The organism is Achromobacter sp. HNDS-1 (genome assembly GCF_040084795.1).
In the GTDB taxonomy this organism is placed as follows: domain Bacteria; phylum Pseudomonadota; class Gammaproteobacteria; order Burkholderiales; family Burkholderiaceae_B; genus Achromobacter; species Achromobacter ruhlandii.
Genome location: NZ_CP157584.1, coordinates 5585459 through 5612069, shown reverse-complemented (window position 1 = coordinate 5612069; position 26611 = coordinate 5585459). Strand labels below are relative to the sequence as shown.

Here is a 26611-nt window from a genome sequence, read left to right as displayed (position 1 = left end):
GAATCGATCATGCACATTCTGGTGGCTGGCTTCCAGCACGAGACCAATACCTTCGCGCCGTCCAAGGCGGCCTATGAGAACTTCGTGCGCGGCGAGGGCTTTCCCGCCATGGTGCGCGGCGAGGACATGCTGGCGCTGCGCGAGGTCAACATCCCCGCCGGCGGCTTCATCAACGCCGCGCTGGCGCAGGGCCACACCGTGCGCACGGTGATCTGGGCCGGCGCCAGCCCGTCGGCCCACGTCACCCGCGATGCCTACGAACGCATCGCCGGCGAGATCGTCGACGCGGCGCGCGCCGGCGGCTTCGACGCCATCTACCTGGACCTGCACGGCGCCATGGTGGCCGAGCACCTGGACGACGGCGAAGGCGAACTGCTGGCGCGGGTGCGCGCCCTGGTCGGCCCCGGCGTGCCGGTGGTCGGCAGCCTGGACCTGCACGCCAACGTCACCGCGCGGATGCTGCGCGAGGCCGACGGCCTGGCCGCCTTCCGCACCTACCCGCACGTGGACATGGCGGTGACCGGCGAGCATGCCGCGCGCCTGCTGGCCGCGCGCGTCGCGGCCGGCGACAAGTGGGTGCGCGCCGAACGCCGCCTGCCCTTCCTGATTCCCATCAACGGCATGTGCACGATGCTGCAGCCGTCACAGGGCGTGTACGAAGAACTCGAACGCCTGGAGCGGACGCCGGGCGTGGCCTCGATTTCGTTCGCGCCGGGCTTTCCGGCGGCCGACTTTCCCGAATGCGGCCCGGTGGTGTGGGCCTACGGCACCGACGCCGACGCGGTCGAACGCGTGACCGAGGCGCTGTACCAGCGCGTGCTGGAACTGGAACCGCAATGGTCGCCCGACTTCCTGGCGCCGGCCGACGCCGTCAGGCGGGCCCAGGCGCTGGCGGCGGGCGCGTCGCGCCCCGTGGTCATCGCCGACACCCAGGACAATCCGGGCGCGGGCGGCGACGCCAACACCACCGGCATGCTGCGCGCGCTGGTCGAGGCCGACGCGCAGAACGCCGCGCTGGGCCTGTTCTACGATCCCGAGGCCGTGCGCCAGGCGACCGCCGCCGGCATCGGCAGCAAGTTGAAGCTGCGCCTGGGCGGCCAGTCCGGCGTGGCCGGCGACGCGCCGTTCGAGGGCGAATTCGTGGTCGAGACGCTGTCGCCGGGCAAGCTGCGCTTCGATGGCCCGATGATGAACGGCATGGACGTGGACCTGGAGGCGGTGGCCGGGCTGCGCCTGGGTGGCGTGCGCGTGGTGGTCAGCGCCACCAAGTCGCAGATGCTGGACCGCAACCTGTTCCGCGTCGGCGGCGTGCAGCCCGAGGAGATGGCGATCCTGGTGGTGAAAAGCTCGGTGCACTTCCGCGCCGACTTCCAGCCGATCGCGCATGAGGTGCTGGTGGCCAAGGCCCCGGGCCCGATGCAGGCCGATCCCGCCGACCTGCCCTGGACCCGACTGCAACCGGGCATCCGCATCAAGCCGCTGGGGCCGGCATTCGCGGCTTGAATTCGCGCCTTGATTGAATTCGCGCCTTGAGTTCGCGCCTTGAGTTTGCTCGTTGAGTTCGAGGCCTGACCGGGCTCCCTCATACAGACACGCCGGCCCCCGCGAACGCGGGCCGGCGCGCGGGAGCGGGTCTTGAACGGAACGCGGATGGAACGCGGACGGCCGCGTCCTACTTGAGCTTGCCCTGCGGGCTGACGAAATCTTCCAGCGTCAGCCCTTTTTCCTTGAGGATGGCTTCCAGCAGCGGCTGCAGCTTGCCCAGGCTTTCCTGGACCGTCTCGCGCACGGTGTCCACCACCACCTGGGTGCTGCGCTCGATCTCGATGTTGACGTGGTCGCCCACCTGCTTGTCCTCGAACACCGTCATGCGGCGGGTCTCGGGGATCAGCCAGACTTCGAACCAGCCTTCGGCGCGGTTGACCTCGGACACGGTCAGGCTGGCGCCGTTGATGGCGATGTAGCCCTTGGCGAACACGTACTTGCGGAAGGCCTCGGGGATGCTGAAGCGCATCAGGCGGTTGGTGTCCGAGGACTTCACCATCACCACTTCCGAGGTGAAATCGACGTGGCCGGAGAGCGGATGCCCGCCGATCTCGGCGCCATCCTTGGCGGCGCGCTCGACGTTGGCGCGGTCGCCTTCCTGGTAGCTGCCCAGCGTGGTGATGGCCAGGCTTTGCAGCATGACATCGAAGGTGGCCTGGTTGGCGTCGAGGATTTCGGTGACCGTCAGGCAGACGCCGTCGGTGGAGACGCTGGCGCCGATCGCCAGGTCCTTGCAGAAGCCGTCGGGAAACGCCAGCGTAAACGTGCGCAGGCCTTCGCGGTCCGCGATTTTCGCGATCTTCGCGGTGCCTTGGACAATACCGGTGAACATGCTGATCCTGGATACGGGGCGTGGCGCCCCTGGCAAAACATCAAAGGTAACCGATATTTTGCCACCGGGCGCCCGCCCCTGTCGGGGCGGCACGCCCGGCCGCCGCCGGATCAGTGGCGGATGGCGATGGTCTTCAGGGTGGTGAAGCCGTACAGCGCCTCGAAGCCCTTTTCACGGCCGTAGCCCGACTGGCGCGAACCGCCGAACGGCAGTTCCACGCCGCCGCCGGCGCCGTAGTTGTTGACGAACACCTGGCCGGCGCGCAGCTTGCGCGCCAGGCGCAGCTGGCGGCCGCCGTCGCGGGTCCAGACGCCGGCCACCAGGCCGTAGAGCGTGCCGTTGGCGATTTCCAGCGCTTCTTCCTCGGTGTCGAACACCATCGCGGCCAGCACCGGGCCGAACACTTCTTCCTGCGCCAGCCGGCTCTTGGGCGGCACGTCGCGGAACAACACCGGCGGCTGGTAGAAGCCGCTGTCCGGCGCGCCGTCCTTGAGCTTGCCGCGCGCCGCGACCTTCAGGCCCTCGGCTTCGGCCTCGGCCAGGAAACCGCGCACGCGGTCGTGCTGGCGGGCGCTGATCAGCGGGCCGACGTCCAGGTCCTGCGCGGCCGGGCCGGTGACGGTGGCCGCGAACGCCTCGCCCAGGCGCGCCAGCACTTTCTCGTAGACGCCGCGCTGGATCAGCACGCGGCTGCCGGCCGAGCAGGTCTGGCCGGCGTTCTGGATGATGGCGGCCAGCAGCACCGGCATGGCGGCGTCCAGGTCGGCGTCGTCGAACACGATCTGCGGCGACTTGCCGCCCAGCTCCAGCGTCACCGGCACGTGGTTCTCGGCGGCGGCGTGCGCCACCATCTTGCCGGTCTGCGGCGAGCCGGTGAACGAGATGTGGTCGATGCCCGGGTGCGCCGACAAGGCGGCGCCGGCCTCGTGGCCGTAGCCGGTGCAGATGTTCAGCGCGCCGGCCGGCAGGCCCGCCTCGGCGGCGATCTCGGCCACCTTGAGCAGCGACAGGCAGGCGTCCTCGGCCGGCTTGACCACGCAGGCGTTGCCCGCGGCCAGCGCGGCGCCGACGCTGCGGCCGAAGATCTGCAGCGGATAGTTCCACGGCACGATGTGGCCGGTCACGCCATGCGCTTCGCGCACGGTCAGCACGGTGAAGCCCGGGGTATAGGGAATGGTCTCGCCGTGCAGCTTGTCGACCGCGCCGGCATAGAACTCGAAATAGCGCGCCACGGCGGCCGCGTCGGCGCGGGCCTGCTTGATCGGCTTGCCGGTATCGGCCGATTCCAGCTGCGCCAGTTCCTCCTGGCGGTCCAGCAGCGCGAAGGCGATGCGCATCAGCAGGCGGCTGCGGGCGGCCGGGGCCATCTGGCCCCACTCGCCCTCGAAGGCCGCGCGCGCGGCGATCACGGCGCGGTCCACGTCCTGTTCGCCCGAGCGCGCGATGGCTTCGAATACCTTGCCATCGGACGGGTTCAGGACAGGAATGGTTTCACCGCTGGCGGCGGGCACCCATTGATTGGCGATAAAGTTCTTCTGAGTCACGATGTGCGGAGTAAAGTAGCGGCCGGCTGGCCGGTTGCGGAACGCGCGCGGATGCTGGGTCTCCTGGCGCGGCCGGGGGAATCGGCGCGCCGCCCGGCGTCGAATGCGCGCGGTGTGGTTTTGGGGCGTAACGGGATTCAGCCAAGGTAAGGGAGCGCTCCACAACTTGTCAATTGAATTGACAGCTTTCGTCCCAAGCTTCAGGATATTTTTCGTCCGATTCGGGTTATCCCTAGGAATTCAAGGCCGTCAAAGCGTTCGCTCAGCGCGGAACACCCCGGCTCGATTTGTCATGACAGAGAACAAACCTGGCGTGCGCGCCACAGGAACAAGGCCATGAGCAAACTGCGCGATCCGCAGCTGGACAAGCTGCTTACCGCGGCCAGCCGGCCGCGGCCGGAGCTGGACGTGCTGGCCGAAGTGGCCTCGGGCCTGGGCTACGTGCGCGCCGAACGCTTCGCCGAACGGGTCTACGAAAGCCTGTTCTACGCCATCGCCACGGGCAAGATCGCGCCGGGCGCCAAGCTGCCAACCGAGCTGGAACTGGCCGCGCTGTTCGAAGTATCGCGTCCGGTGGTGCGCCAGGCGCTGGACCGCCTGCGTGAAGACCAATTGGTCGAGTCGGTGCGCGGTTCGGGCAGCTACGTGCGCGCCAAGCCCGACCTGATGGGCGGCATGCCCGCGGTCGACCCCGCGCGCCGCGTCGGCCACATCCTGGAAGGGCTGGAATTGCGCATGGTGATCGAACCGGAATGCGCCTACCTGGCCGCGTTGCGCCGCACCGACGACGACCTGCTGGAAATGGACCGCATGCTGGCCGGCTACGAAGCCGCCGACGCCGCCGGCGCCATCGCCCACCATCACGACTATGGCTTTCACCGCGCGATCGCGGCGGCCACCGGCAACCAGCGCTTCGTGCAGGTGCTCAAATCGCTGGAGTACGACGTCAGCCACGCCGTCAACATGATGCGCCACCTGGTCCACAGCGAACCCTGGAAGCGCACCCGCGCCGCCATCGACGAACACCGCCAGATCTATCGCCTGATCCGCGAACAGGATGCGGAGGGCGCCCGCAACATCATGCGCGCGCATATCGAAAAAGCCCGCAGCCGCATGCTCAACAGCGGCTCGGAACATTGAGGCGGCGCCGGCGCTGCCCCGTCCGCGCGGCGGCTCACGCGGCCCGTCCGGCGCCACCGCATTTTTCCTGACCCGATTCACTGCCTGATTTCCGCCTGATTCCCCACCATGCCCAGCCTTCCCCTCCCCCTGGACCAGCAACTCGTCATCGTCACCGGCGCCAGCCGCGGCCTGGGCGCGGCCATTGCCCGCGCCTTTCTGCGCGAAGGCGCGCGGGTGGTCATCAATTATCTGAACAGCGACGTCGCGGCGCGCGAACTGGCCGCCACCGCCCCGCACCGCGCGCTGGCCGTGCGGGCCGATGTGCGCGATGCCGAGGCCGTTGCCGCCATGGTGGCGCACGCCAGCGAGCATTTCGGCCGGCCGGTCGGCACCGTGGTCAACAACGCCCTGCCCGCCTTCCAATTCGACGGCGACGCCCGCCCCCACGCCGACACGCTCGACTGGGCGCGGATGAACGCGCAACTGGAGGGCAGCGTGCGCGCCGCCCTCAACACCACCCAGGCCGTGCTGCCGTCGATGCGCGCCGCTGGCGGCGGCCGCATCATCAACGTCGGCACCAACCTGGTCCAGAACCCGGTGGTGCCGTACCACGACTACACCGCCGCCAAGGCCGCGCTGCTGGCGTTCACGCGCACGCTGTCGCACGAGTTGGGCGCGGACGGCATCACCGTCAACATGGTGTCCGGCGGGCTGCTGCGCACCACCGACGCCTCGGCCGCCACGCCGGCGGCGGTGTTCGACCTGATTGCCGCCAGCACGCCGCTGCGCGAAGTGACCACGCCCGAACAGTTCGCCGACGCGGTGCTGTTTTTCGCCAGCCCGTGGTCGCGCGCGGTGACGGGGCAGAATTTGATTGTGGATGGAGGGCTGGTCAAGGGGTGATGCCAGCGCCGCGCGGTGCGCCCGCCGGGCACGGTATCATCTGGCCCAGATAACGGCGGCTCCCCCCGTATCAGACTTTTATGGGACGCCGTCACGCGCCGTCCGCCAGCGCGCCGCCAGGCGTCCGGCACGGCCAGCCGCAACAATATTCGGTCGGACACGCAACATGAAACTCGCCACCTGGAACGTCAACTCCCTGAACGTACGCCTGCCGCAAGTGCTGGACTGGCTGGCCGCCAATCCCGTCGACGTGCTGTGCATCCAGGAACTGAAGCTGACCGACGACAAGTTTCCCGAGGATGCCTTCAAGGAAGCCGGCTACCACGCCGCCTGGGCCGGTCAGAAAACCTACAACGGCGTCGCCATCGTGTCGCGCGTGCCGGGCACGTCCATGGTGCGCAACCTGCCCACCTACGAGGATCCGCAGCAGCGCGTGCTGGCCCTGACCTTCCCCAGCGCCGACGGCGACGTGCGCGTGGTCTGCGCCTATTGCCCGAATGGCCAATCGGTCGGTTCCGACAAGTATGCCTACAAGCTCGAATGGTTCGCCGCCATGCGCGCCTGGCTGGCCGACGAGATCAAGCAGTTCCCGCGCCTGGCGGTGCTGGGCGACTACAACGTCGCGCCGGCCGACGAGGACGTGCACAACCCCGAGAAATGGGAAGGCCAGGTGCTGGTCTCCGAACCCGAGCGCCAGGCGCTGCGCGACCTGATCGACCTGGGTCTGGCCGACTCCTTCCGCCTGTTCGAGCAGCCCGAGAAATCGTTTTCGTGGTGGGATTACCGCCAATTCGCGTTCCGCCGCAACGCCGGCCTGCGCATCGACCACATCCTGCTGTCGGCGCCGCTGGTCAAGCGCTGCACTGCCTGCGTCATCGACAAGGAACCGCGCCGCAACGAGCAGCCGTCCGACCACGCGCCGGTGGTGGCCACGCTGACGTTCGATTGAGCGAAGAATCTTGTTCGCCAGCTTGCACGGCGCGCGCAAATTCCTGTATAGTTGCGTTCTTGCTTGATTTGGGGCGGTAGCTCAGCTGGGAGAGCGTCGCGTTCGCAATGCGAAGGTCGGGAGTTCGATCCTCCTCCGCTCCACCACTTCAAGCTCCAGAGTGATCTGGGCAAGTCCAGGACAGCGCCTTAAAAGGCGCTGTTTTTGTTTGGGCGCTGTTTTTGTTTGGGCGCTGTTTTTGTCTGGACACTGTTTTTGCCGGGTTGTTTTGCCTGGTCGTTTGGCCTGACTATTTCCAGCCGCCCCGCAAGAGCCGGCCCGTACCCCAGACGGAAAGGCTGGCGACTGAAAGGCTGACGGCCACGGGGCTGGCGGCCACGGGGCTGGCGGCCACGGCGCCGGCCGCGCCAAGGCCGGGCCGCAGCAAGGATAGGGCGGGCTGGCCATAGTCCTGCCGATAACACACGCATAGCAGCACCCTGCCGACCCGCTCGCACCGCGCGACGAATCGCCAGCGGCTCAATACCAGGCCGATTTCTTGCGCCCCGTCCTGGCCGCAAGGCCGGGCCCAGGCGATGGACAAGCGCGGCAGCGCGTGCAGCAGCCCCAGCCCCACGCTTTTTGCGCAAGCCTCGCGGGCCACCCAGCCGGCCAGGAAGTCCACGGCGACGAGGTCGCGCCGCGCCAGCCAGGCCGCCAGGCGGCGCTGGCGGGCGGCCAGGTCGGGCCGGTCCAGATGCTCGATATCAATGCCCACGTACTTGCGATTGGCATATAGCCGCGCCTGCACGCCGGCACTGTGGCTCACGCCGAAACCGGCAAGGCCGGGAAGGTACGGCTTGCCCAACCGGGTGCGCAGGGTCGGAGCGCGCGCGGTCCGCCCGGCCAGCACCGGGTCGGGAGGGCCCAGCACTACCGTGACGTCAAAGGTCGACGAGGGTGCGGTCATGCGTGCCGGTCGCGATCAGGGTGTCGGCCTCGCCCGCCACGGCGCGGGCACTGAACCGCAGGGAATTGCCGAACATCGCCGCCACCGTGATCGTCAGCCGCACCGCGCTGCCCGGATGCGCGGGCGCCACGTGCCGCACGCTGATCGCATGCCCGACCGACCCGCAGCGCCCGTCGCCTGCCAGCCGGATGCACTCGGTCGCATAAGACTCGATCCAATAGACAATCACCGGGGTGGCCAGCACGTCCAGATCGCCCCCATAGTTCAATGCGCTCGCGGCGGCATCGACCACGCAGGTCTTCGTGAACTGCTGCCCCGTCTCGAACAGCGCCTGCGCCTGTAGCGTCGGGCCATCCATCTAGGCGCGCTCCAGCGCGGCGAGCGCATCCGCCGCATTGCCGAAACGATCCTTGAACATGGAGATCCAACGCTCCAATCCAAACGCGACACAACTGGTATGCACGAAGCTGTCGGCCAGGCGGATATCGAACTTTTCACCGAAGTAGTTGCGGTGATAGTTCAGCGAAGACACGGCGTGGCCGTCGAACACCAGTTCACGCTTGGTGGGCGTCAGCGCCGACAGGCGCGCCACGGCGCTGCCTGAATCAAAGAAGGGATCGTTGGCTTCTTCACAACCCGCGCTGATTCCCAGCTGAGCGAACAGGGAGAACAGGCGGTCGTACCCCGCTTCCAGGTGCGCCTGCGCGCCCTGCGCGGTGCCCAGGTACACGTATTCCTTCATGGTGAAGTTGAAAGCGCGGTAGCGATCCAGCGCCTTGTCCTCGTGCCGGAAGCAGCGCGCGATGCAGGACTCCACCCGCGCGTCTTCCAGGTGCTGCCCTTGCAGCCCCAGGTAGACCTTGTAGCAAGTGGCCGGCAACAGCGCCACGTCGGCGCGAAGCGCCTTGAAATCCTGGTCCAGCTTGCGCTGGCCGCGCGCGAACCCCAGCAACTCCCCCTGTTCTATCGAGCACATGACGCAGGTCAGGTGCGGGAAATTGCGCACGTAGCCCAGCGCATTGATCTCTTCATGGGCCAGCAAGCTGTCGAACTCGGTGGTGGCGTCGGGCGCAATCGAGAATATGTCGTCCAGTTTGGCCTGCAGCACGTTCTTTACCTGGTGCCATTGCTTTTCGATAATCACGATTCAATCTCCTGAAAATCCCTGAAAGCACTTGAGTGAATGCATGCACGACCCGGCCCTACGCCGTCAGGTCAGCCAGCACCTGGCGGACGGTTCGGATGGAATGCGTGTCCTTGCAGGACGTGCCGCAATACAACGCCATTTCCTCGATCAAACCCTCGGTGTGCACGGTGGGTACCGCAACGCTGTAACGCAGGATGGGATAACGCTTGCCAAAGTAATGCGCGGAACCGATGACACTTGCCGGCAGCGACTGCTCGCAACTGGCATTGCGGATGACCCGGTGGCGATGGGTATGCCAGCCGATGCTGAAGCGGTCGGTGACCACGGTATCGCCGGGCGTGGCGTTCACGATCGCCTGCTTGTAGCGCTCGTGCGCGGCGGACTCCCGGGTGGCCGCGAATACGGTGCCGCACAGCGCGCCGGAAAATCCGGCCTGCACCACCTGGCGCAACTCCGCCGCGTTGCTGATGCCGCCGCTTAGGAACACCATGCGCCTGTCGACGCCATGGCGGCCGGCCTGGTCCAGCGCCTGTCCGCGCGGAGTCGAGCCCAGGTGATGGCCGCCCGCCTCCGTCGTCTGCAACACGCCAAAACGCGCGCCGGCATCGAACCCCGCTTCCAGCTCGTCCCAGGTCCCGCCTTGCACGCCATATTCCATGCCGGCCGGCAAGGCCCGCAGCACGGACGCATCCGGCAGGCCGAAGAAGGTCACGACCGGCCGCTCCGGACGGTCCGCCAGAAAGGCGAGCCGCTCCAGCAACGCGTCCGCGTCCAGGACGAAGGGCACCAGATTCACGCCGAAGCGCGCGCGGGTCAGTTGAGCCGTCCGCGCAAGCAACGCGCCGATCTCGTCAAGCGTGTGGCGATACAGCCCTATCATGCCGAACGCGCCCGCCTCGCACACGGCGGCCGCCAGTTCCGGCTGCGCCACGCCGCCCATGCCGGCCTGCAGGACAGGCAAGCACGCGCCAAAAAACGCCTCCACCTCGGGACTGCTGGCAATCCGCGCCATGGTGAACCTCCGCCTATAGCGCAGCCAGATTCAAGTCCGTCACCAGCCCCTGTTTGGTGAAGAAGGCGGCGCTGCGCTTGAACCATTGCTCGTGGATAGCCTTGCGCGCCGGATGCGAGCGCAGCGCGTTGCGCATGGCGTTGCCATTGCGAAACCCCAGCGGCTCGTAGACCTTGGCGTCGTCATAGACGGCGGGGTTGTACATCAGGCTGATGAAGTACCGGAACATATTCGTTACCGTGCGCGCCACCTCCGCCCGGGTCGCATCGGGATCGCCGCCGCGCTCCAAGGCCAGCTGGTACAGGCGCGGCACCATTTCCCGGCCGAAGGACACGTGGCGGGATTCATCGACATGGTGCTGGTAGTTGATCTGCTTGAGGATCTCGGTGATGCCGTCCGTGGTGCCGACCTTATGGTTGTAGTAGTCGACGAACTCCTCAAAGATCAGCGTGCTGGCGAACATGTACAAGTCGTCCAACTCTGGCGTGGCGGCCTGCGCATCGCCCTGCAACTGAATGGATGGATATATCTTTCCCGCATAATCCAGGCAGGCCTTGGCGAAATACCACATATGGAAATTCTCTTCGCCCATGAAGACATGCAGGTATTCGGAGACATCGGCATAGCGCTCTTCATAGATGCAGCGGCTGACAAAGCTCAGCACCCCTTTGATGCCATGCACGTTCAGGCTGAAGAAATTGACCGCCTCCCACTTGCTGAGCCGTATCTGCTGGGCGGCGTCCAATTGCTCCTGCAAGGGCGTTCCATAGGTGGTGAGCAAGTCATTGCTGCACCAGGGCTGGTCATCCGGAATACGGGCGGGCCACTCGAAACGCTCGTAGGGATCATGCGAGCGCCCTTTGGATAGCGTCATCAGACGGCCGATTCTTGAATAGTCGAATGTCATGGTGCGTTCCTCGCCCGGCCTAGCGTTGTGCCTGGACGAATCCGACGATGGCATCCACCGTGCGCAGGTCGTCGACGGTGATGGCGGTCGAGACATCACGCCCCACCAGTTCGCCCAGGAACATGATGAAATCCAGGAACTGCATGCTGTCCAGGATGCGCTCTTCGATCAGGTTCTTCTCTTTGATGCCTTCCACCTGCGCATTGCGGTTTTCCTTCAGCCAGGCGATCACTTCGGCTTCGGTATCAGTATCGGTGACGGTCTGTGTGGACATAGGGACTCCGGTTCAATAAGTGGATAACGCGTCAGACCTTGACGGCCGACAGCAGGCAGAACCCGCTGCTCTCCTGGCGCAGCACGGCCTGGCGCTCAAACCCCGCACCCGCGATCCGCGCCTGCATGTCGCCCACCGTCCAACTGCGCCCGCCGTCCCACAGCGCCAGCGCGGACAGGTTGTGCAACGTGGTGAACAGCGGCGCGCGCCGATCCTCGGCAAGGAAGTAACCCTGTACCAGCAAGACCCCGCCCGGCCGCAAGGCCTGCCTGGCGCGATCCAGCATCGATCGGCAAACCTGCGCGCTTTCCTGATGCAGCACGTTTGAAAAAAGCAGTGCGTCAGCCGCCTCGCCAAAACCGTCCTGTCGATAATCGGCCACCCTGGCGCTGACGCGGTCCGCCAGGCCGGCCGCTCGCACGGTTTCGCGCGTGATCTCAACAACCGGCGCCAGATCGAGAATCTGCGCGGTTATCTCGGGCCGCGCCGCGCACAAGGCAATCGAATACGTACCCGCGCCCCCGCCCACATCCACCAGGTGGCGAATGGGCACGTCTTTCAGCGCCTGCGCGAACGCGGGGCCGGAACGGGACGCGAACTGGTGCATGCCCAGGATGAAGTCGCGCATGAACTGGGGATCCTCGCCCAGCCACTTGGATTGGTTGTCCACCGCCTCGCCTCGCCGCACCGCCTCGGCCAGCTGCGTCCAGGGCTGCTTCCAGCGCGCCATGACGCGCAGCCAGCACAACAGGGATTCGGGGCTGCCCTCGGTGAGGAAACGCGCACTGAGATCGGTATTGGCGTAGCGCTCGCCGTCGCATGCCAGCAGCTTTTGCGCGACCGCGCAGTCCAGCAAACGCTCCAGCGGCTCGGATTCGCAACCGATTTCCCGAGCCAGCTCGGCGCAGGTACGGGGTTCGGCCAAACGCTGGGCAATCCCAAGGTCGGCCAGGGCATACAAGGGTTGCCCCTCCCAATGCCCGAATGCCAGCCGGGAAAACGCCATGAAGCTCACATCCATCGAGATTCCCTCCTGATTCAACGGTGATGGCCCGCAGGGCCAGACAGGTGAACACGCAACAACTCCGGGGACGGAGTTGGAAACCAGCGATCAGGACGGGGCACGCACAGCCGATGCGGATCCGGCCGCATGCGCCGTCCTGGGAGTTGACAGCGATCTTGCGGGGCGGCTAAAAGGCGTCGCCGGAGTTTTTATATGGTCCATATATTGGACCATTATTTATTCTTTAATTTTCGAGCATTCTATACCTGCGAGGAAAATAGGCAATAATAAATTTTCACCCCATATATTGGTCCAATATATGGACCATAATGCGGTTTACCGAAGAGGTGTGGGCATGGAGTGGAGCATCGCGGCACTGCTGGCCGGCGCGGGCACGCTGGGCGGCGTCATCAATGCGCTGGCGGGCGGCGCCACATTGATTACCTTTCCCGCGATGGTGGCGGCGGGCCTGCCGCCCGTCATCGCCAATGCCTCCAGCGCGGTAGCCATATCCCCCGGCCATATCCTCGCGGCGCTGGCGGATCGTGAAAACCTGCCCGCTCCCGATCGGCGCTTCTGGCTGTTATCCATCGCCACCACCGCGGGCGGCGCGCTGGGCGCATTCATTCTGCTTGCCATTCCCCCCGCCTATTTCATCCTGCCCGTGCCGGCCCTGATCGCGTTTGCCACCCTGCTGTTTGCCTTTGCGCCCCAGGTGCAGGCCTGGAGCGCGCGCCGACGCGGCGGCCAGGCGCAGGACGGCCCCGCGCGCGGCGTGCTGCCGATCGCGCTGGCCTCCGTGTATGGCGGTTTTTTCGGCGCCGGGCTGGGCGTGATCCTGACCGCGGTGATTTCCATCACGGATCCCGGAAACCTGCGCGCCATCAAATCGCTGAAAAACCTGCTGGCCACGTTTGTCACCGCCGCGGCAATCGTCATCTTCATCGTGCAGGGTTCGGTGCATTGGCCGGCCACGCTATGCATGCTGGCCGGCGCGCTGGCGGGCGGCTACCTGGGCGGCCACTTGATACGCGTCCTGCCGGCTTCGGCCATCCGGGCGTTCGTGATCGTCACGGGCGCCGCCATGACCGTTATCTATGCGGTGAAGTACTGGTTCTGAACGCCCCGCGCCATCGCCGGCCTGGGCGTATCACCGGCGTCATCGGAACATCATCCTGCGTGCGTGAACGCCGCAACTGCGATACAACGGTAGGCACTCTGCCGTCACCCGGATGGAACACCGATGCCCGCGCCCGCCACCGCCGCTCCCCCTGCCGCCCCCGCTGGCGAACGCCTGCCGCTGCTGCTGAGCCTGAACGCGGGCTACGTCGACACCCTGGGATTCATCGCCCTGCACGGCCTGTTTTCCGCCCACGTGACGGGCAACTTCGTGACCATCGGCTATGCGCTCGGCAACGGCGCCTCGGGCGCCTGGACCAAGCTGGCGGCGCTGCCCATGTTCTGCCTGGGCGTGTTCCTGGCGCGCCTGTATGGCCAGGCGCGACGCGACGCGGGCAAGCCGGCGTTCATGCGGTTGCTCACGGCCAAGACGCTGCTGCTGTGCGTGGCGGCCGCGCTGGCCCTGGCGTTGGGGCCGTTTCCCATGGGTGACAGCTGGGGGCTGTTCGCCACCGGCATGACGCTGGTGCTGGCGATGTCGATCCAGAATGCGGTGCACCGCGTCCACCTGGGCGCGGCGCCGCCCTCGACGCTGATGACTGGCACCACCACGCAGATCATGCTGGACCTGGCGGACGCCGCACGCGGCCAGGCCGACGAAGCGGTCAAGCGCCGCATGGGGCGCATGGGACGGGCGGTGCTGGCGTTCGCGATCGGTTGCGGCGCGGCGGCGCTGTTGCACGTGTCGATCGGATTGTGGGCGTTCGTGCTGCCGCCGCTGGTGTCGCTGGCGGGACAGGCGCTGGCGCGGCCCTACCCCGGCTGACGCGCCTGGCTGGCGCGCCGGGCCTGGGCGCCCTTGCCCTGTGGGCGCGGATCGCGTGGCGCCTGGCCGGCCCGCCGGCCGCGCAGGCGGCGGGCAATGGCGTCATAGAGCCGCACGCCGGGCGTGCGCATCAGCAGAAACACCAGCACGCCCGCCAACAGGAGCCACAATACGGCGCGCAGCGAGATCATGGCGTGCCTCCCGCCGGTTCGGCGCGCAGGTGCCGCCGGATCGACCGCGAGAAGCCGATCGAGTCTTCACCCAGGATCGGCGGAATGCCGACAAAGCCGCGTTCGCGCAGCGTCTGCAGGGGCTGTCGGGTATCGAGTCCGCCCTGCTCGTAAAGGTATTCGGGCAGGTAGCCCGACAACAGGATGCGGTAGTCCAGCGGCAACCCGGGCACGATGGCCCGCACCATGCGATAGACCAGCGTGGTGCAGTTGGCGGTGACCGTATGGTAGAAGCGCGGCGTGTCGGCCAGTTCATTGGCGGTCCGCACGTAGGACAGGAACAACGCGCGCATGGCATCGACCGGCATCTGCACCGGGTAGATGTAGACATTCTCCGCGCGCGGGCCGGCGCGCACGTAGAGCACGTCACGCTCGTCGGCGGCAACCACGCTCAATTCGAATTTCTTGAAGAAGCCGCCCAGCTCGGAGAACTGTTCGCCGCGTTCCTTGCGGATCTCGACCGAGAACACCACATGGCGGCCATCGGCGAAGCCGAACGAGACCAGGGTGTGGGCGATGGCCGGACCGTCCCAGTACGACAGCACCATGTCGACCGAGCGCAGGTCGTTCAGGTCGTAGACCCGGGTTTCCCAACGCGGCGTGTAGTCGCTGTCTGAACGCCATTTGAAGTCGCGCACATTGTCCAGCGTGACGATGCTGCCCGCGACACTGCCGCGCAGGGTGCGGGCCACATCGTCGGCCCAGACCCGGTCGTTGGAGGGCGCGATGCCCTGCCACCACGCCGCCAGCGCGATCACTGCCAACAGATAGGCCCACAGCGCCGGCCGGCGCCGCAGACGGCCAACGCCATGCCACAGGCGCAGCAGCGCATACAGCCCCAGGGCGACCCATGCCAGCATCAGCACCGCCTTGGCCCAGACGGCCCCCGGCCCCTGATACCAGAACGCCAGGCAGGCCCATGCCATCGAGAACAGCATCAGCAGGCTGAGCGCCAGGCGCCCCAGCAAGCGCAGGCAGCGCCAGGCCCAGCCGGCGCGTTCGCGGTCAGGCCCCGGCGCCATGTTGACTCACGATTTCCAGCACGCCATTGATGACGAACTGCACGCCCATGCACACCAGCAGGAACCCCATGATGCGCGAGATGGCCTCGACCCCGCCGTTGCCGATCAGGGCGACAATGCGGCCGGCCGAACGCAGGCAGATCCAGAACAACAGGCCCAGCAGCGAAAAGACAATGATCGGCGTGACCGCGATGGTCCAGGCGGGATACTCGCTGGCGGCCTGGCTGCCGACCGTCGAGGCGGCGCTGATGATCATGGCGATGGTGCCCGGGCCCGCCGTGCCCGGCAGCGCCAAGGGCACGAAAGCGATGTTCGGCACCTGGCGATGGATCGCGACATCGGCGGCCACGTCAGCCTCGCGCTCGTCGCTGGCGGCGCTGGCCGCCGCCGGAAACAGCATGGTGAAGCCGATGCTGACCACGATCAGCCCGCCGGCGATGCGCAGACCCGGGATCGAGATACCGAACGTGGCCATGATCCAGGCGCCGGCGTAGTACGTCACCAGCATGATGCCCACGACATAACAGGCGGCCTGCCGGATCTGGCGTTCGCGCTCTTTATAGGGAATGTGCTGCCCCAGGGACAGCAGCATGGTCATGGAGGTCAGGGGATTGGCCAGCGGCAGCATCAGCGCCAGGCCCAGGCTGACCAGCTTGCCCAGTTGAACCAGATCATCAATCATCGCGGTGGAGGAAAAGCGGCGGGTCGGGATGGACGTGCAACGCATTCGTCCAGGGTCGTCGACTGCGCTACACCGCACAGTGTAATGTAAGCAAAGGAAAACCTCCGTATTTACCCTGTCCCCCGCTCCGTTACCATGCCGTCCGAGTGGCCGCTGGCCACGACACCAGAAAGGAAATGCGCAGTGACTGTCCTTCGCCCGCGAGCCTGGTTCGCCGCCCTGCCCCTGCTGCTTGCGCTGCCAACCGCGCCCGCCCAGGCCGGCATGGACTGCAAGCTGGCGCGCACGCCAACCGAAAAAACCCTGTGCGCCGATCCCGCCTTGTACCGGCTGGACGAGGAACTGGGCGCGACCTATGCCCGGCTGCGCGCGGCCCTGCCCGGGCAGCGCGATGCGTTGCGCCAGTCGCAGCGCGACTGGCTGAAACAGCGCGACCTGTGCGGCGCCGATGGCGACTGCCTGCGCCAGCGCTACGAGGCGCGGGCGGCCGAATTGCAGGGGCAGCTGCGGCGGGCCCAGGGCTACCAGCCGGACGCCACCGACAGGCTGGCGCTGCAAGACCTGCGCCAGGCGGTGGCCGCGGCCCGCCTGAAGGATCCCGAAATGCCGCTGGAAACCGCGCTGGCGGCGCTTTCGGTCAAGGCGGGAGCGACCACGTTCGCCAATGTGCGCGCCGCCGATGGCGATGACCCGGCCCGCCTGCCCGCCGAGCGGCCGCCGGGCGTGACCGAGGACGAATGGCGCGCCGTGCTGGCGTCCGGCCTGGACGGCGACAGCGACGCCGAAGGCGGCAACGTCTCCTACACCTTGCTGGACCTGGACGGCGACGGCCGGCGCGACCTGGTGGTCGACACCTACATCGGAGGCACCGGCCTGTTTTCCGACATCGGCGTCCTGCGCCGCGACGGCGCGCGTTTCGCCCCAGCCGATGCCAATGGAGCGCCCGACGCGGGCGGCTCGCTTTACACGATCAACGGCCGGGGCGCCAATCAGTCGGGCGACTGGATCCGCCTGCGCGGCCGCATCTACGCCACCTACCGGGTGGGCGCGTACGGCGAGGACCGCCTGTATCTATTGCGGCCGCTATACCGCGCGGGCGATGTGCCGACGCTGACCGTGCGCTACCACTACGACCTGTCGGTGCCCCGGCAGCAGAAGCGGCCGGATACGAATGCGCCGAGGACGCTGGACGACACGCTGCACGCGGCGTTGTCGCATGCGCTGGCCGGCCTGCCGGCGGGCCCGGCCAAGGGCGACGCCCCCGGCGACGAGCCCCTGTGCCCGGTGCCGGCCGGCACCAGCCTGGACCAGCGCGAGACCTACAACGGCTACGGACCCGGCCACTACAGCTACGAAACGGTCGGCGACCTGACGGTGCGGATCGGCGCGCGCTGCTATGTGGGCCGGGTGGTGGACTGGTTCGGCGACTACAGCGCCAAGAACGGCCTGTCCGCCCAGTTGTGGATCCGCGATCCGGACGATCCCGCCGGCAAGCAGGACGCGTTCGACCTGCGCGGCAAACGCCGCGCGGTCGATATCGAGACGTCGATCGGCCCGGTGCAGGGCGACAACGGCGTCTAGGGCCGGCGCCAGTGCCGCGCCGCCAGCGCCAGCAGGCGCGCGTCGGCGCCTTCGGCGGCCACCAGTTGCAGCGCCACCGGCAGGCCGTCGACGAAGCCGGCCGGCAAGGCGATGGCCGGCAGTCCCAGCAGGTTCCACGGATTGGTCAAGCCCAGCAGCGTTTCGCGCACGGCGGCGCTGCCCGGGCCGGCCACGCTGCGCTGTTGCAGCGCCGGCGCGGTGATCGCCACCGCCGGCAACGCCAGCACGTCGACCCGCTCGAACAGGCCCGCGAACACGCCCCGCAACTGCTCGCGCGTATTGCGCGCTCGGACGTATTCCCAGCCCTGCACCGGACGCGAAGCGCGCAGGCGCTCCAGCACTTCGGGATCGAACTTGCCGGGCTCGTCCTCCACGCGCTCGGCATGCACCGCGTAGGCTTCCGAACGCTGGATGGCGCCCAGCGCCGCCTGCAGCGCGCGGGCGTGGCGCGTGACCTCGGCGCCATCCACCAGCTCGCCGCCAAAGCCTTCGGCGGCGGCGCGGACGCGCGCCGTGACGGCCGCCTCGTCGATCGCGAACGGCGCGTTCGGCACCCACATCATGCGCGGCGCGGCCAGGCCGGGATCGGCCGCGTCGGCATAAGCGCCGATGGCGCCGCCGGACACCGCCTGCATGAACGCCTGCGCGTCCTCGACGCTGTTGGCCAGCACACCGACATCCTCGATGCTGGGCGCCAGCGGGAACACGCCGCGCGCCGACACGCGGCCGTGGGTCGGCTTGAAACCGACCACGCCGCACAGCGCGGCGGGCACCCGCACCGAGCCGCCGGTATCGGTGCCCAGCGCCAGCGGCACCATGCCGGCGGCCACCGCGGCGCCGCTGCCCGCGCTGGAACCGCCGGTGATCTGGGTGGTGCGCCACGGATTGCGCGCCGCGCCCTGGACGCTGCGGTCGCCAGTGGGGCCGTAGGCAAATTCGTGCGTGAGCGTCTTGCCGATGACGATGGCGCCGGCCGCGCGCAGCAAGGCCACGCACTCGGCATCGGCCGCCGGCCGGTGCCCCAGGAAATGCGCCGCGCCCATGGTGGTGGGCATGTCGCCGGTGTCGACGTTGTCCTTGATGGCGACCGGGATGCCATGCAGCGGCCCGCGCAGCTGGCCACGGGCCCGCTCGGCGTCCAGCGCGCGGGCGGCGGCCAGGGCGGCGTCTACGTCCACGTGCACGAAGGCGTTCAGTTGCGGGTTCAGGCGCTCGATGGCCGCCGCCGCGTGCCGCACCAGCGCTTCGGCGTCGAGCGCGCCCTGGCGCATGGCGTCCTGCAGCTCGGCGACAGTGCGGCCCGCGAAAAAGCCGGGTTCGACGGCCAGCGCCGGAATGGGGTTTGATTGCGGATTCATCGGGTGGCTCCCTGGTAATTGGCGGGCAGGCGCGGGCCGACGCCCGGACGCACCTGCAGCATGGCGATCATGCCGACGGCGGTGGCGACCGAGGCGGCCACGAACATCACGGAATAACCATGGCGCGCCGCCAGATAGCCGGTGAGCGTCGGCGCCAGGATCGAAGCGATATTGGCGAAGAAGTGCATCAGGCCGCTGAAGGTGCCGACGCGGCTGGCCGGGGCGGTGTCGATCACCACGGCCCAATAGACCGAATTCGGCATGGCGTTCAGGGCATTGGCCAGCGTCATCAGCGCGATCACGGCGAACACCGACTGCGCCTGCGACACCATCAGGAAGCACAGCGTGGTGGCCAGCAGGCAGCCGGCGGCGAACCAGCTGCGGGCGATCTTCAGGTTGCCGGTGCGCCTGGCCAGCATGTCGGAAATGCGGCCGCCCAGCAGCACCGTGACGCAGGCGCCGGTCCAGGGGATCATGCCCATGTACCAGAGGGAGGACAGGCTGTAGCCGAAGGTGTCCTGCAAGTACTTGGGGGTCCAGGTCAGCAAGAGGAAGTTGACGTAGTTGAACGAAAAATAGCCCAGCGTGTTCAGCAGCAGGGTCTTGCTGCGAAAGAAGCTCCACCACGGCAGCGCCGGCGCGTCGCCGCCCTGCCCGGCCGCCGCCTGCTCGGCGCGCGCCGCCTGGATCTCGCGCAGTTCGGCCGGGGACACGCGCGGGTTGGTGTCGGGGCGGTCGGTGAAGATGCGCATGAACAGCACCAGCACGATCAGGCCGGCCGCGCCCAGGATGTAGAACATGGCGCGCCAGCTGCCGGTCAGGCTCAGCAGGCCCACCGCCACCGGCGCCGTCAGCAGCGCGCCCAGCGGCGTGCTGAGCAGGCCGAAGCCGACCACGAAGCCGCGTTCGCGCGGGGTGGCCCAGTTGGCGATGGTCTTGTTGATGATGGAGTACGCCGGGCCCTCGGCCGCGCCGAACAGGATGCGGATGGTGGCAAAGCCCGCCAGCGCCGAGCCGCCCAGGAAGGCCAGGCCGAAGTCGCCGGCCCAGGCGGTGGCGATCTCGAAGATCGACCAGGTCACGCCGGCCACGATCCAGACCTTGCGCGGGCCGAAACGGTCGGCCAGCATGCCGCCAAACAGCGCGCCGACCATGTAGCCGTAGCCGAAGTAGCCCAGCACGGCGCCCCAGTCGCCACGATCCAGGCCGTATTCGCCGGTGATGTGGGCGGCGGCATAGGACATGGCGCCGCGGTCGATGTAGTTGATCAGTGCCAGCAGCACGACCATGGTGAAAATTCGGTAACGGAACCGCGAGTTCCGGGATTCAAGCGTCATTGCGATCCATCCAGTCGATTTACCCAAACGTTTGGGTTGCGCAATGCTAAGGGGTCGGAAAACAAAAATCGACACCGTGTAAACCCTAGGTTGCCGCCAAAGGCCCTGAGACGGTATTCGTGCGTGTATCCTCCAGCCCCATGAACAAATCCCGCCCTGTCACGCTGCAAAGCCTGGCGCGGCAGCTCGGTCTGAACGTATCGACCGTCTCCCGCGTCCTCAACGGTTCCGAGGATGACGCGCGCGCCGCCGCCGCGCCCGACACGGTCAAACGGGTCCGGGCGCTCGCCGCCGAGTTGCAATATCGGACCAATCCGCACGCAGCCAGCCTCAAGACGCGCCGCAGCCGCACCATCGGCGTCCTGGTGCCGAGACTGTCGGACATGGTGCTGGCCACCATCTACGAAGGCATCGACGAAGCCGCCGCCGAACACGGCTACCTGACCTTCGTTTCCAACACCCAGGATGCGCCCGACAAGCAGCGCAAGCTGATCGACATGGCGCTGGCGCGGCGCGTGGACGGCCTGATCCTGGGCGACGCCCACAGCCACGAGGGCGCGGCGCCCAATCCGCTGCTGGCCGACCTGGCGCAACGCGACGTGCCGTTCGTGCTGGTCAGCCGCCACGCCGATGACCATTGCGCCGTGACCTGCGATGATCTCGAAGGCGGACGGCTGGCGGCGGAGCATCTGTTGGCGATGGGCCATCGGCGCATCGCGGTGATGGTGGGCGAACCCTTCACCAGCACGGGCCGCGACCGCTCGGCGGGCTTTTTCGCGGCCTGCGCGCGGCACGGGGTTCAGGTGCCCGCCCAATGGCGCATCGAAAGCCCGTTCGATACCGACGCCGGCCGCCTGGTCGGCGCCCGCCTGCTGGCCGGTCCCGACCGCCCCACCGCCATCTTCGCGGTCAACGATTTCCTGGCGGTGGGGGTGATGGGCGCGGCGCGCGAGCATGGCCTGGAGGCCGGCCGCGACGTGGCCGTGGTGGGCTACAACGACACGCCGCTGGCGGGCGCCCTGCCCATCGGCCTGACCACCATCCATTCACCCATGCACCAGATGGGGCGGCTGGGGCTGGAACTGCTGCTGCAGAAGATCGACGGCGGCGCCCCGCGCAGCGTGCGGCTGGCGCCGTCGCTGGTGGTGCGCGGCAGCAGCGATCGGCCGATACCGGGCTGAACCGCGCCTGCGGGCCGAGGCCCCGACCGTGGCCGCGGTTCGGCCCGGGCGACCGTGGCTGGCGGTCTTCGTGGGCACCAGGGATATCATGTTCGCCCCAAGACAACACATGCCAATACTGCCATCCACGCCATGATCAATTCTTCCACGCTCGTCGATATCGGCGGCAAGCGCATCCTGCAATTCGACGCGACCGGCCCCGCCCTGGCCACCGGCCAGGACACCAACGACCTGATCAGCGCCGCCTGGGAGCACGAGGCCGAATGGCTGGCGCTGCCCGCCGCGCGCGTGCATCCCGATTTCTTCCGCCTGGAAACGCGCATCGCCGGCGAGCTGATCCAGAAGTTCGTCAACTACCGCCTGCATTGCGCGGTGGTGGGCGATATCTCGGCCTATCTGGCGGACAGCAAGTCGCTGCGCGACTTCGCCTACGAGACCAACCGCGGCCGCGTGTTCTGGATGCTGGATGACATGGCGGCGTTGACCGCGCGATTGACGGCAAGCCAGGGCTGAACGGGTCATAGGCCGGCTGTCTGGCGTGGCCCCCGGCCGGCGAGCCCGTGACGCGGCTAACGGTTATGACTGGCATGGATAAAGCGGAAGTTCAAGGAAAGCCGCCAAGACCCGCCCAATGCGCAAAGCCCCTTCCGGGCGAACGGTCTTGCTTGACGCCGAGCCGCCGCGGACCGTATCGTTATTTGAACGATCATTCCAAAAACCACGCCATGCGTACCAAGGATTTCGAACCCGACGACGTCGCCGACGCCGCCATGCAGGTGTTCTGGCGTCGCGGCTACGCCGCGACCTCCGTGCAGGACCTGGTGGACGGCACCGGGCTGGGACGCGGCAGTCTCTACAACGCCTTCGGCAGCAAGCAGGGCCTGTACGAAGCCGCGCTGCGGCGCTATCACGAACTGACGGCCGCCAACATCGACCTGCTCGCCCGCCCCGGCAATGCGCGCGAGCGCATCGCCCGGCTGCTCGACTTCATCGCCGACGACGAACTGCGCGAGGCCAGCCGGCGCGGCTGCCTGGTGGCCAATGCCTCGCTGGAAATGGCGGGTCAGGATGACGTGGTGGCCGAACTGGTGCGACGTAACTTCCAACGCCTGGAAAAGGCGCTGGAGAAGATCCTGGCCGAAGGCCAGGCCAACGGCGAGATCGACAGCGGCAAGTCGCCGCGCGCGCTGGCCCGCTTCATCGTCACCACCATCCAGGGCCTGCGGGTGGTCGCCAAGGGCAGCAATGCCCGTGAACGCCGCCAGTGGCTGGGTGACGTGATCTCGGTGACGTTGGGCTCGATCCAGAAGACATGAGGCATGCCGCGGCCTGTCCATGCCGCGTTTTTTTTGTTCTTTTTTGGAATGATCATTCCAATTCAATCGCAATCGGAGTTTCCGCATGAGCTGCACCCCACCCCTGCCCGCCGGCGCCTGTCCCCTGGACCACACCGAAGGTTTGCCGCTGGGCAAGCTGCTGGCCCTGGCGCTGGCAGGCTTCATCACCATCATGACCGAGACCGTGCCCGCCGGCCTGCTGCCGCAGATCGGCCAGGGCCTGGGCGTGTCCGAGGCGCTGGCCGGGCAACTGGTCACCCTGTTCGCGGCCGGCTCGGTGCTGGCGGCGATTCCAATCATCGCCGCCACCCGCGGATGGAACCGTCGTCCCCTGCTGCTGCTGGCCATCGGCGGCCTGTGCCTGTTCAACGTGATCACCGCGCTGTCCACCGACTACGTGCTGACGCTGGCGGCGCGCTTTGGAGGCGGCATGGCGGCCGGCCTGCTGTGGGGCCTGCTGGCCGGCTACGCGCGCCGCATGGTGGCGACGCGCCAACAAGGCCGGGCCCTGGCGGTGGTGGGCGCGGGCCAGCCGCTGGCGCTGTGCCTGGGCGTGCCGGCCGGCGCGTGGCTGGGCAGCCTGATGGACTGGCGCGGCGTGTTCTGGTTGATGGCCGCGGTGTCGCTGACGCTGGTGATCTGGGTGCGCGCCGCCGTGCCGGACTTTGCCGGCCAGACCGCGCGCCGGCGCCTGCCGATCGCGCGGACGCTGATGCTGCCCGGCATCCGGCCGATCCTGTTCGTGCTGTTCACCTGGATCCTGGCGCACAACGTGCTCTACACCTACATCGCGCCCTACCTGATCCACCTGGGCCGCCCGGCCTCCGTCGATACGGTGCTGCTGGTGTTCGGCGCCAGCGCGGTCGCCGGCCTGTTGCTGACGGGCATGCTGGTGGATCGCTGCCTGCGCCTGCTGACGCTGCTGTCGCTGGCGCTGTTCGCCCTGACCGCCAGCGCGCTGGGCCTGGCGGGTGCCCACCCCGCCGTCCTGATGGCCGGCGTGGCGCTGTGGGGCCTGAGCTTCGGCGGTGCGCCGACGCTGCTGCAGACCGCCCTGGCCGACACCGCCGGCGAGCATTCCGACGTGGCGCAATCGATGCTGGTCACCATCTTCAACCTGGGCATCGCCAGCGGCGGCGTGCTGGGCGGCGCGTTGCTCGACACCGCCGGCGCGGGCTCGTTCGCCTGGACGGTGACCGCGCTGGCCGTGATTGCGCTGCTGGCAGCCTGGAGCGCACGCGGCCACGCTTTCCGGCCGGGACGCCGGCGCTAGCGCCATGAACCGGCGCGACGCCGGGCGCCATTTGGCAACCCGCCCCTACCCGCGGCCGCCGCGCCAGGCAATCGCCGCCAGCGGCGCCAGCATGCACGCCGCGGCGGCCAGCAAGGTGGCGGGCAGGCCCCGGTGATCGACGCTGACGCCGCCCGCCAGCGCCCCCAACGCGATCGCCAGGTTGAACACCCCGACGAACCAGGACGTCGCCGCCTCGACGGCGCCGCGCGCCGCCTGCATCACCCAGGTCTGCAGCGCTACTGAAACACCGCCGTACGACAGCCCCCACAGCAACAGCAGCGCCACCACGGCGCCGCGCATGTCGCCCAGCCATGGCAGCGACGCCAGCGTCGCCAGCAGGCCCAGCACGATGCCCAGCAGGGTCGCGCGCGGGTGCCGCCCCGCCGCGCCGCCGGCCAGGAAATTGCCGGCGATGCCGGTCACGCCATAGGCAAACAGCAGCGGGCCGATCCAGCCGGGCGCGAACCCCGCCATGGTCTGCAGGACAGGCCGCACGAAGGTGTAGGCCATGAAATGCCCGGCCACCAGGAACAGCGTGATGAACAGACCGCGCCGCACGCCCGGATTGCGCAGCTGCCGGCCCAATTCGCGCGCCGTGACCGACTGCGCCACCGGCAGCGGTGGCAAGGCCAGCGCGGCGAACAGCAGCGCCGCCGCGCTCAGCGCCGCCAGGGCGCCGAACGCGCTGCGCCAGCCCGCCACGTCGCCGATCCAGGCGCCCAGCGGCACCCCCAGCACCGACGCCACCGCCACCCCGCCGAAGATCACGGCCGTGGCCATGCCGACGGCGGCGGGCGGCACCAGCCGGCCGGCCAGGCCGCCGGCCACCGCCCAGATGCCGCCGATGCAGACGCCGACCAGCACCCGCGCGGCCAGGAACCCCCACAGGTGCGGCGCCAGCGCGCTGCCCAGGTTGGCGCCGGCCAGCAGCAGCAACAGGCCGCACAGGATGCGGCGCCGGTCGACGCCGCGCGCGCCCATTACCACCAGCGGCGCGCACAGGGCGGCCAGGATGCCGGGCACCACCATCAGCCAGCCGACGCGGCCCGTCGACACGCCCAGGCTGGCGGCGATGGGCGGCAGCAAGCCCACCGGCAGCATTTCGGTGGTAACGACGCAGAACGTCGCCAGGCCGGCGGCCGACACGCCGGCCCAGGCAGCGGGCGGATGGCCGGCGGCCGTGGGAGGCCGCGGATCGAGGGCAATACTGCGGGTCATGGAAGGTCTCTCGCCTGAAGGAACAAGGAAAACACCCTCGGAGGCAGGCGCCGGGCGGCATGCCGGCCGGCGTGATCGAAGCTCGGGGGGTGTCAGTGCTGGCCAGTCTACTGTTTCCAATTCGCTGATAAAGTAGGCGATGAGACAAACAAAAGGGACAAATCGTCGCCAATCCGACGTACGTTCCCGCTGCTGTGGAAATCGCCCCATGACGCCTCTCTCCGCCGCCGGCATCGACCATATCGGCGACGTCATCGCCTTCGTCCGCGTCGCCGACGCGCAAAGCTTCACCCTGGCTTCGGAACGGCTGGGCCTGTCGCGTTCGGCCATCGGCAAGTGCATCGCGCGGCTCGAACAAGGCCTGGGCGCGCGGCTGCTGCATCGCAGTACGCGCAGTGTCAGCCTCAGCGACGAAGGCCGCCTGTTCTACGAACACGCGCAACGCATCCTGGCCGAGGTCGACAACGCCACCGGCGCCATGGCCAGCCGCCAGGAGGCGCCGCGCGGCCGCCTGCGCATCGACCTGCCGGTGGCCTTGGGCCGGCTGCACATCATGCCGCTGGTGGCCGACTACCTGCGGCAATGGCCCGAGGTCGAGGCCGACATCAGCTTCACCGACGACTACAGCGACCTGGTGCGCGACGGCATCGACGTCGCCATCCGCATCGGCGGCGAGGCAGACAGCCGGCTGGTGCGGCGCGTGCTGGCGCCGCACCGGCTCGTCACCTGCGCCGCGCCTGCCTACCTGGCACGCCATGGCGCGCCGGCCTCGCCCGACGAACTGGCGCGCCACCAGACGCTGGCCTACACCCACATGGGCACGCCGGTGCCCTGGCGCTACGCCAGCCACGGCCAGGACCGCGGCGTCGCCGTGGCCGGCCGGCTGCGGCTGGGCAACACCGAAGCGCTGCGCGACGCCGCGCTCGATGGCGCCGGCATCGTGCAGCTGGGCGCCTTCCTGGTTGGCGCGGACCTGCGGGAAGGCCGCCTGGTGCCGCTGTTGGAAGCCTACGCGCCGCCCGGCGCGCCGGTCTGCGCGGTGTATCCGCACCGGCGTCACCTGGCTCCCAAGGTGCGCCGGCTGATTGACGACATCGCCGCGCGCTGGCAACACGGGGCGCCCTGGGACAAGGCCGGGCCGGCACGCAACTTGAATCAGATATCATGATGATCAGCATCGTGACTTTCGATGCAAATGTCCGCGCCCGGCCGCCTGCC

At 68.2% G+C, this 26611-nt stretch carries 27 protein-coding genes and 1 tRNA gene; 13 read left to right on the top strand and 15 right to left on the bottom strand.

The window, feature by feature from the left end; all coding sequences use genetic code 11:
* The first annotated feature begins 9 nt into the window (after positions 1 to 9).
* Entirely contained in the window at positions 10 to 1503 is a 1494-nt protein-coding gene (locus tag ABFG95_RS25965; RefSeq protein WP_348995073.1) for a M81 family metallopeptidase, read from the top strand.
* 169 nt (positions 1504 to 1672) lie between these two features.
* On the opposite strand, the gene ABFG95_RS25960 is transcribed toward ABFG95_RS25965, so the two are convergent.
* Positions 1673 to 2377: a riboflavin synthase subunit alpha gene (locus ABFG95_RS25960; RefSeq protein WP_100502500.1), complete on the bottom strand. Its 705-nt coding sequence runs from the start codon at positions 2375 to 2377 to the stop codon at positions 1673 to 1675.
* A 110-nt stretch (positions 2378 to 2487) separates the two neighbouring features.
* On the bottom strand, positions 2488 to 3921 hold the full coding sequence (locus tag ABFG95_RS25955) for an aldehyde dehydrogenase family protein (protein ID WP_100508378.1): 1434 nt from the start codon (positions 3919 to 3921) through the stop codon (positions 2488 to 2490).
* Between the two features lie 336 nt (positions 3922 to 4257).
* On the opposite strand from ABFG95_RS25955, the gene ABFG95_RS25950 reads away from it, so the two are divergent.
* The 4 genes from ABFG95_RS25950 (at position 4258) to ABFG95_RS25935 (ending at position 7041) form a co-directional block, all read left to right on the top strand.
* The gene (locus ABFG95_RS25950; RefSeq protein WP_049074539.1) at positions 4258 to 5061 is read left to right on the top strand and encodes a FadR/GntR family transcriptional regulator; all 804 of its coding nucleotides are present in this window, start codon (positions 4258 to 4260) and stop codon (positions 5059 to 5061) included.
* A gap of 108 nt (positions 5062 to 5169) precedes the next feature.
* On the top strand, positions 5170 to 5946 hold the full coding sequence (locus ABFG95_RS25945) for a 3-oxoacyl-ACP reductase (RefSeq protein ID WP_278992417.1): 777 nt from the start codon (positions 5170 to 5172) through the stop codon (positions 5944 to 5946).
* A gap of 166 nt (positions 5947 to 6112) precedes the next feature.
* Positions 6113 to 6895: an exodeoxyribonuclease III gene (gene xth / locus ABFG95_RS25940; protein ID WP_068951276.1), complete on the top strand. Its 783-nt coding sequence runs from the start codon at positions 6113 to 6115 to the stop codon at positions 6893 to 6895.
* 70 nt (positions 6896 to 6965) lie between these two features.
* Positions 6966 to 7041: transfer RNA gene (locus ABFG95_RS25935), tRNA-Ala, on the top strand.
* Between the two features lie 143 nt (positions 7042 to 7184).
* On the opposite strand, the gene ABFG95_RS25930 is transcribed toward ABFG95_RS25935, so the two are convergent.
* The 7 genes from ABFG95_RS25930 to ABFG95_RS25900 are packed head-to-tail and all read right to left on the bottom strand — an operon-like array spanning position 7185 to position 12205.
* Positions 7185 to 7844, bottom strand: a complete 660-nt coding sequence (locus ABFG95_RS25930; RefSeq protein WP_348995071.1) for a hypothetical protein — start codon at positions 7842 to 7844, stop codon at positions 7185 to 7187.
* Entirely contained in the window at positions 7819 to 8202 is a 384-nt protein-coding gene (locus ABFG95_RS25925; RefSeq protein ID WP_063580805.1) for a hotdog domain-containing protein, read from the bottom strand. Before ABFG95_RS25925 ends, ABFG95_RS25930 begins: the two co-directional genes overlap by 26 nt.
* Positions 8203 to 8988 (bottom strand): hypothetical protein, encoded by a 786-nt coding sequence (locus tag ABFG95_RS25920; RefSeq protein WP_054416018.1) that lies wholly within the window; start codon positions 8986 to 8988, stop codon positions 8203 to 8205.
* A 58-nt stretch (positions 8989 to 9046) separates the two neighbouring features.
* Positions 9047 to 10003 carry a nitronate monooxygenase gene (locus tag ABFG95_RS25915; RefSeq protein ID WP_059269986.1) on the bottom strand — a complete coding sequence of 319 codons (957 nt, stop codon included), beginning with the start codon at positions 10001 to 10003 and terminating at the stop codon, positions 9047 to 9049.
* A 13-nt stretch (positions 10004 to 10016) separates the two neighbouring features.
* Positions 10017 to 10910 carry a diiron oxygenase gene (locus ABFG95_RS25910; protein ID WP_049074553.1) on the bottom strand — a complete coding sequence of 298 codons (894 nt, stop codon included), beginning with the start codon at positions 10908 to 10910 and terminating at the stop codon, positions 10017 to 10019.
* Positions 10911 to 10929: 19 nt separating this feature from the next.
* A complete protein-coding gene (locus ABFG95_RS25905; protein ID WP_049074555.1) occupies positions 10930 to 11184 on the bottom strand; it encodes an acyl carrier protein in 255 nt (84 codons plus the stop codon).
* Between the two features lie 31 nt (positions 11185 to 11215).
* On the bottom strand, positions 11216 to 12205 hold the full coding sequence (locus ABFG95_RS25900; RefSeq protein ID WP_063583877.1) for a methyltransferase: 990 nt from the start codon (positions 12203 to 12205) through the stop codon (positions 11216 to 11218).
* 76 nt (positions 12206 to 12281) lie between these two features.
* On the opposite strand from ABFG95_RS25900, the gene ABFG95_RS25895 reads away from it, so the two are divergent.
* A complete protein-coding gene (locus ABFG95_RS25895) occupies positions 12282 to 13307 on the top strand; it encodes a sulfite exporter TauE/SafE family protein (protein ID WP_236747468.1) in 1026 nt (341 codons plus the stop codon).
* A 123-nt stretch (positions 13308 to 13430) separates the two neighbouring features.
* A complete protein-coding gene (locus ABFG95_RS25890) occupies positions 13431 to 14132 on the top strand; it encodes a YoaK family protein (RefSeq protein WP_047992824.1) in 702 nt (233 codons plus the stop codon).
* On the opposite strand, the gene ABFG95_RS25885 is transcribed toward ABFG95_RS25890, so the two are convergent.
* Genes ABFG95_RS25885 through ABFG95_RS25875 form a run of 3 tightly spaced genes read right to left on the bottom strand, consistent with a single transcriptional unit; the run spans position 14120 to position 16066 of the window.
* The gene (locus ABFG95_RS25885) at positions 14120 to 14323 is read right to left on the bottom strand and encodes a hypothetical protein (protein ID WP_054416025.1); all 204 of its coding nucleotides are present in this window, start codon (positions 14321 to 14323) and stop codon (positions 14120 to 14122) included. The two genes, ABFG95_RS25890 and ABFG95_RS25885, sit on opposite strands and share 13 nt — an antisense overlap.
* Positions 14320 to 15384 carry a DUF4105 domain-containing protein gene (locus tag ABFG95_RS25880; protein WP_049074567.1) on the bottom strand — a complete coding sequence of 355 codons (1065 nt, stop codon included), beginning with the start codon at positions 15382 to 15384 and terminating at the stop codon, positions 14320 to 14322. Before ABFG95_RS25880 ends, ABFG95_RS25885 begins: the two co-directional genes overlap by 4 nt.
* Positions 15368 to 16066, bottom strand: coding sequence for a MarC family NAAT transporter (locus ABFG95_RS25875; protein ID WP_080977447.1), 699 nt, complete (start codon positions 16064 to 16066; stop codon positions 15368 to 15370). The genes ABFG95_RS25880 and ABFG95_RS25875 overlap by 17 nt, the downstream gene beginning before the upstream one ends.
* A gap of 183 nt (positions 16067 to 16249) precedes the next feature.
* Between ABFG95_RS25875 and ABFG95_RS25870 the strand changes: the two genes are divergently transcribed.
* Entirely contained in the window at positions 16250 to 17647 is a 1398-nt protein-coding gene (locus tag ABFG95_RS25870) for a lysozyme inhibitor LprI family protein (protein ID WP_348995070.1), read from the top strand.
* Here ABFG95_RS25870 and ABFG95_RS25865 read toward each other — a convergent pair.
* Both ABFG95_RS25865 and ABFG95_RS25860 read right to left on the bottom strand, forming a co-directional pair.
* Positions 17644 to 19026 (bottom strand): amidase, encoded by a 1383-nt coding sequence (locus ABFG95_RS25865; RefSeq protein ID WP_348995069.1) that lies wholly within the window; start codon positions 19024 to 19026, stop codon positions 17644 to 17646. The two genes, ABFG95_RS25870 and ABFG95_RS25865, sit on opposite strands and share 4 nt — an antisense overlap.
* Positions 19023 to 20363: an MFS transporter gene (locus ABFG95_RS25860; RefSeq protein WP_064523665.1), complete on the bottom strand. Its 1341-nt coding sequence runs from the start codon at positions 20361 to 20363 to the stop codon at positions 19023 to 19025. Before ABFG95_RS25860 ends, ABFG95_RS25865 begins: the two co-directional genes overlap by 4 nt.
* Before the next feature lie 140 nt (positions 20364 to 20503).
* Here ABFG95_RS25860 and ABFG95_RS25855 point away from each other — a divergent pair, with 140 nt between their 5' ends.
* The 4 genes from ABFG95_RS25855 to ABFG95_RS25840 all read left to right on the top strand — a co-directional run bounded on the left by ABFG95_RS25855 (position 20504) and on the right by ABFG95_RS25840 (position 24154).
* Positions 20504 to 21544: a substrate-binding domain-containing protein gene (locus ABFG95_RS25855; protein WP_063583880.1), complete on the top strand. Its 1041-nt coding sequence runs from the start codon at positions 20504 to 20506 to the stop codon at positions 21542 to 21544.
* Between the two features lie 132 nt (positions 21545 to 21676).
* Positions 21677 to 22057 (top strand): DUF4180 domain-containing protein, encoded by a 381-nt coding sequence (locus ABFG95_RS25850; protein ID WP_336728940.1) that lies wholly within the window; start codon positions 21677 to 21679, stop codon positions 22055 to 22057.
* Positions 22058 to 22269: 212 nt separating this feature from the next.
* On the top strand, positions 22270 to 22860 hold the full coding sequence (locus tag ABFG95_RS25845; protein WP_348995068.1) for a TetR/AcrR family transcriptional regulator: 591 nt from the start codon (positions 22270 to 22272) through the stop codon (positions 22858 to 22860).
* Positions 22861 to 22945: 85 nt separating this feature from the next.
* On the top strand, positions 22946 to 24154 hold the full coding sequence (locus tag ABFG95_RS25840; protein ID WP_054416030.1) for an MFS transporter: 1209 nt from the start codon (positions 22946 to 22948) through the stop codon (positions 24152 to 24154).
* Between the two features lie 45 nt (positions 24155 to 24199).
* Here ABFG95_RS25840 and ABFG95_RS25835 read toward each other — a convergent pair whose 3' ends face one another.
* The gene (locus ABFG95_RS25835) at positions 24200 to 25393 is read right to left on the bottom strand and encodes an MFS transporter (protein WP_348995067.1); all 1194 of its coding nucleotides are present in this window, start codon (positions 25391 to 25393) and stop codon (positions 24200 to 24202) included.
* A gap of 208 nt (positions 25394 to 25601) precedes the next feature.
* Here ABFG95_RS25835 and ABFG95_RS25830 point away from each other — a divergent pair, with 208 nt between their 5' ends.
* Positions 25602 to 26561, top strand: coding sequence for a LysR family transcriptional regulator (locus ABFG95_RS25830; protein ID WP_063580815.1), 960 nt, complete (start codon positions 25602 to 25604; stop codon positions 26559 to 26561).
* Positions 26562 to 26611: the final 50 nt, after the last annotated feature.

What these genes read in the sequence shown, in the direction of transcription:
- ABFG95_RS25930 (WP_348995071.1), bottom strand. Translation starts at nt 7,844, where the DNA reads ATGACCGCACCCTCGTCGACCTTTGACGTCACGGTAGTGCTGGGCCCT.
- ABFG95_RS25950 (WP_049074539.1), top strand. Translation starts at nt 4,258, where the DNA reads ATGAGCAAACTGCGCGATCCGCAGCTGGACAAGCTGCTTACCGCGGCC.
- ABFG95_RS25965 (WP_348995073.1), top strand. Translation starts at nt 10, where the DNA reads ATGCACATTCTGGTGGCTGGCTTCCAGCACGAGACCAATACCTTCGCG.
- xth (WP_068951276.1), top strand. Translation starts at nt 6,113, where the DNA reads ATGAAACTCGCCACCTGGAACGTCAACTCCCTGAACGTACGCCTGCCG.
- ABFG95_RS25960 (WP_100502500.1), bottom strand. Translation starts at nt 2,377, where the DNA reads ATGTTCACCGGTATTGTCCAAGGCACCGCGAAGATCGCGAAAATCGCG.
- ABFG95_RS25890 (WP_047992824.1), top strand. Translation starts at nt 13,431, where the DNA reads ATGCCCGCGCCCGCCACCGCCGCTCCCCCTGCCGCCCCCGCTGGCGAA.
- ABFG95_RS25845 (WP_348995068.1), top strand. Translation starts at nt 22,270, where the DNA reads ATGCGTACCAAGGATTTCGAACCCGACGACGTCGCCGACGCCGCCATG.
- ABFG95_RS25865 (WP_348995069.1), bottom strand. Translation starts at nt 19,026, where the DNA reads ATGAATCCGCAATCAAACCCCATTCCGGCGCTGGCCGTCGAACCCGGC.
- ABFG95_RS25880 (WP_049074567.1), bottom strand. Translation starts at nt 15,384, where the DNA reads ATGGCGCCGGGGCCTGACCGCGAACGCGCCGGCTGGGCCTGGCGCTGC.
- ABFG95_RS25945 (WP_278992417.1), top strand. Translation starts at nt 5,170, where the DNA reads ATGCCCAGCCTTCCCCTCCCCCTGGACCAGCAACTCGTCATCGTCACC.
- ABFG95_RS25900 (WP_063583877.1), bottom strand. Translation starts at nt 12,205, where the DNA reads ATGGATGTGAGCTTCATGGCGTTTTCCCGGCTGGCATTCGGGCATTGG.
- ABFG95_RS25840 (WP_054416030.1), top strand. Translation starts at nt 22,946, where the DNA reads ATGAGCTGCACCCCACCCCTGCCCGCCGGCGCCTGTCCCCTGGACCAC.
- ABFG95_RS25925 (WP_063580805.1), bottom strand. Translation starts at nt 8,202, where the DNA reads ATGGATGGCCCGACGCTACAGGCGCAGGCGCTGTTCGAGACGGGGCAG.
- ABFG95_RS25860 (WP_064523665.1), bottom strand. Translation starts at nt 20,363, where the DNA reads ATGACGCTTGAATCCCGGAACTCGCGGTTCCGTTACCGAATTTTCACC.
- ABFG95_RS25850 (WP_336728940.1), top strand. Translation starts at nt 21,677, where the DNA reads ATGATCAATTCTTCCACGCTCGTCGATATCGGCGGCAAGCGCATCCTG.
- ABFG95_RS25835 (WP_348995067.1), bottom strand. Translation starts at nt 25,393, where the DNA reads ATGACCCGCAGTATTGCCCTCGATCCGCGGCCTCCCACGGCCGCCGGC.
- ABFG95_RS25875 (WP_080977447.1), bottom strand. Translation starts at nt 16,066, where the DNA reads ATGATTGATGATCTGGTTCAACTGGGCAAGCTGGTCAGCCTGGGCCTG.
- ABFG95_RS25915 (WP_059269986.1), bottom strand. Translation starts at nt 10,003, where the DNA reads ATGGCGCGGATTGCCAGCAGTCCCGAGGTGGAGGCGTTTTTTGGCGCG.
- ABFG95_RS25905 (WP_049074555.1), bottom strand. Translation starts at nt 11,184, where the DNA reads ATGTCCACACAGACCGTCACCGATACTGATACCGAAGCCGAAGTGATC.
- ABFG95_RS25830 (WP_063580815.1), top strand. Translation starts at nt 25,602, where the DNA reads ATGACGCCTCTCTCCGCCGCCGGCATCGACCATATCGGCGACGTCATC.
- ABFG95_RS25885 (WP_054416025.1), bottom strand. Translation starts at nt 14,323, where the DNA reads ATGATCTCGCTGCGCGCCGTATTGTGGCTCCTGTTGGCGGGCGTGCTG.
- ABFG95_RS25855 (WP_063583880.1), top strand. Translation starts at nt 20,504, where the DNA reads ATGAACAAATCCCGCCCTGTCACGCTGCAAAGCCTGGCGCGGCAGCTC.
- ABFG95_RS25910 (WP_049074553.1), bottom strand. Translation starts at nt 10,910, where the DNA reads ATGACATTCGACTATTCAAGAATCGGCCGTCTGATGACGCTATCCAAA.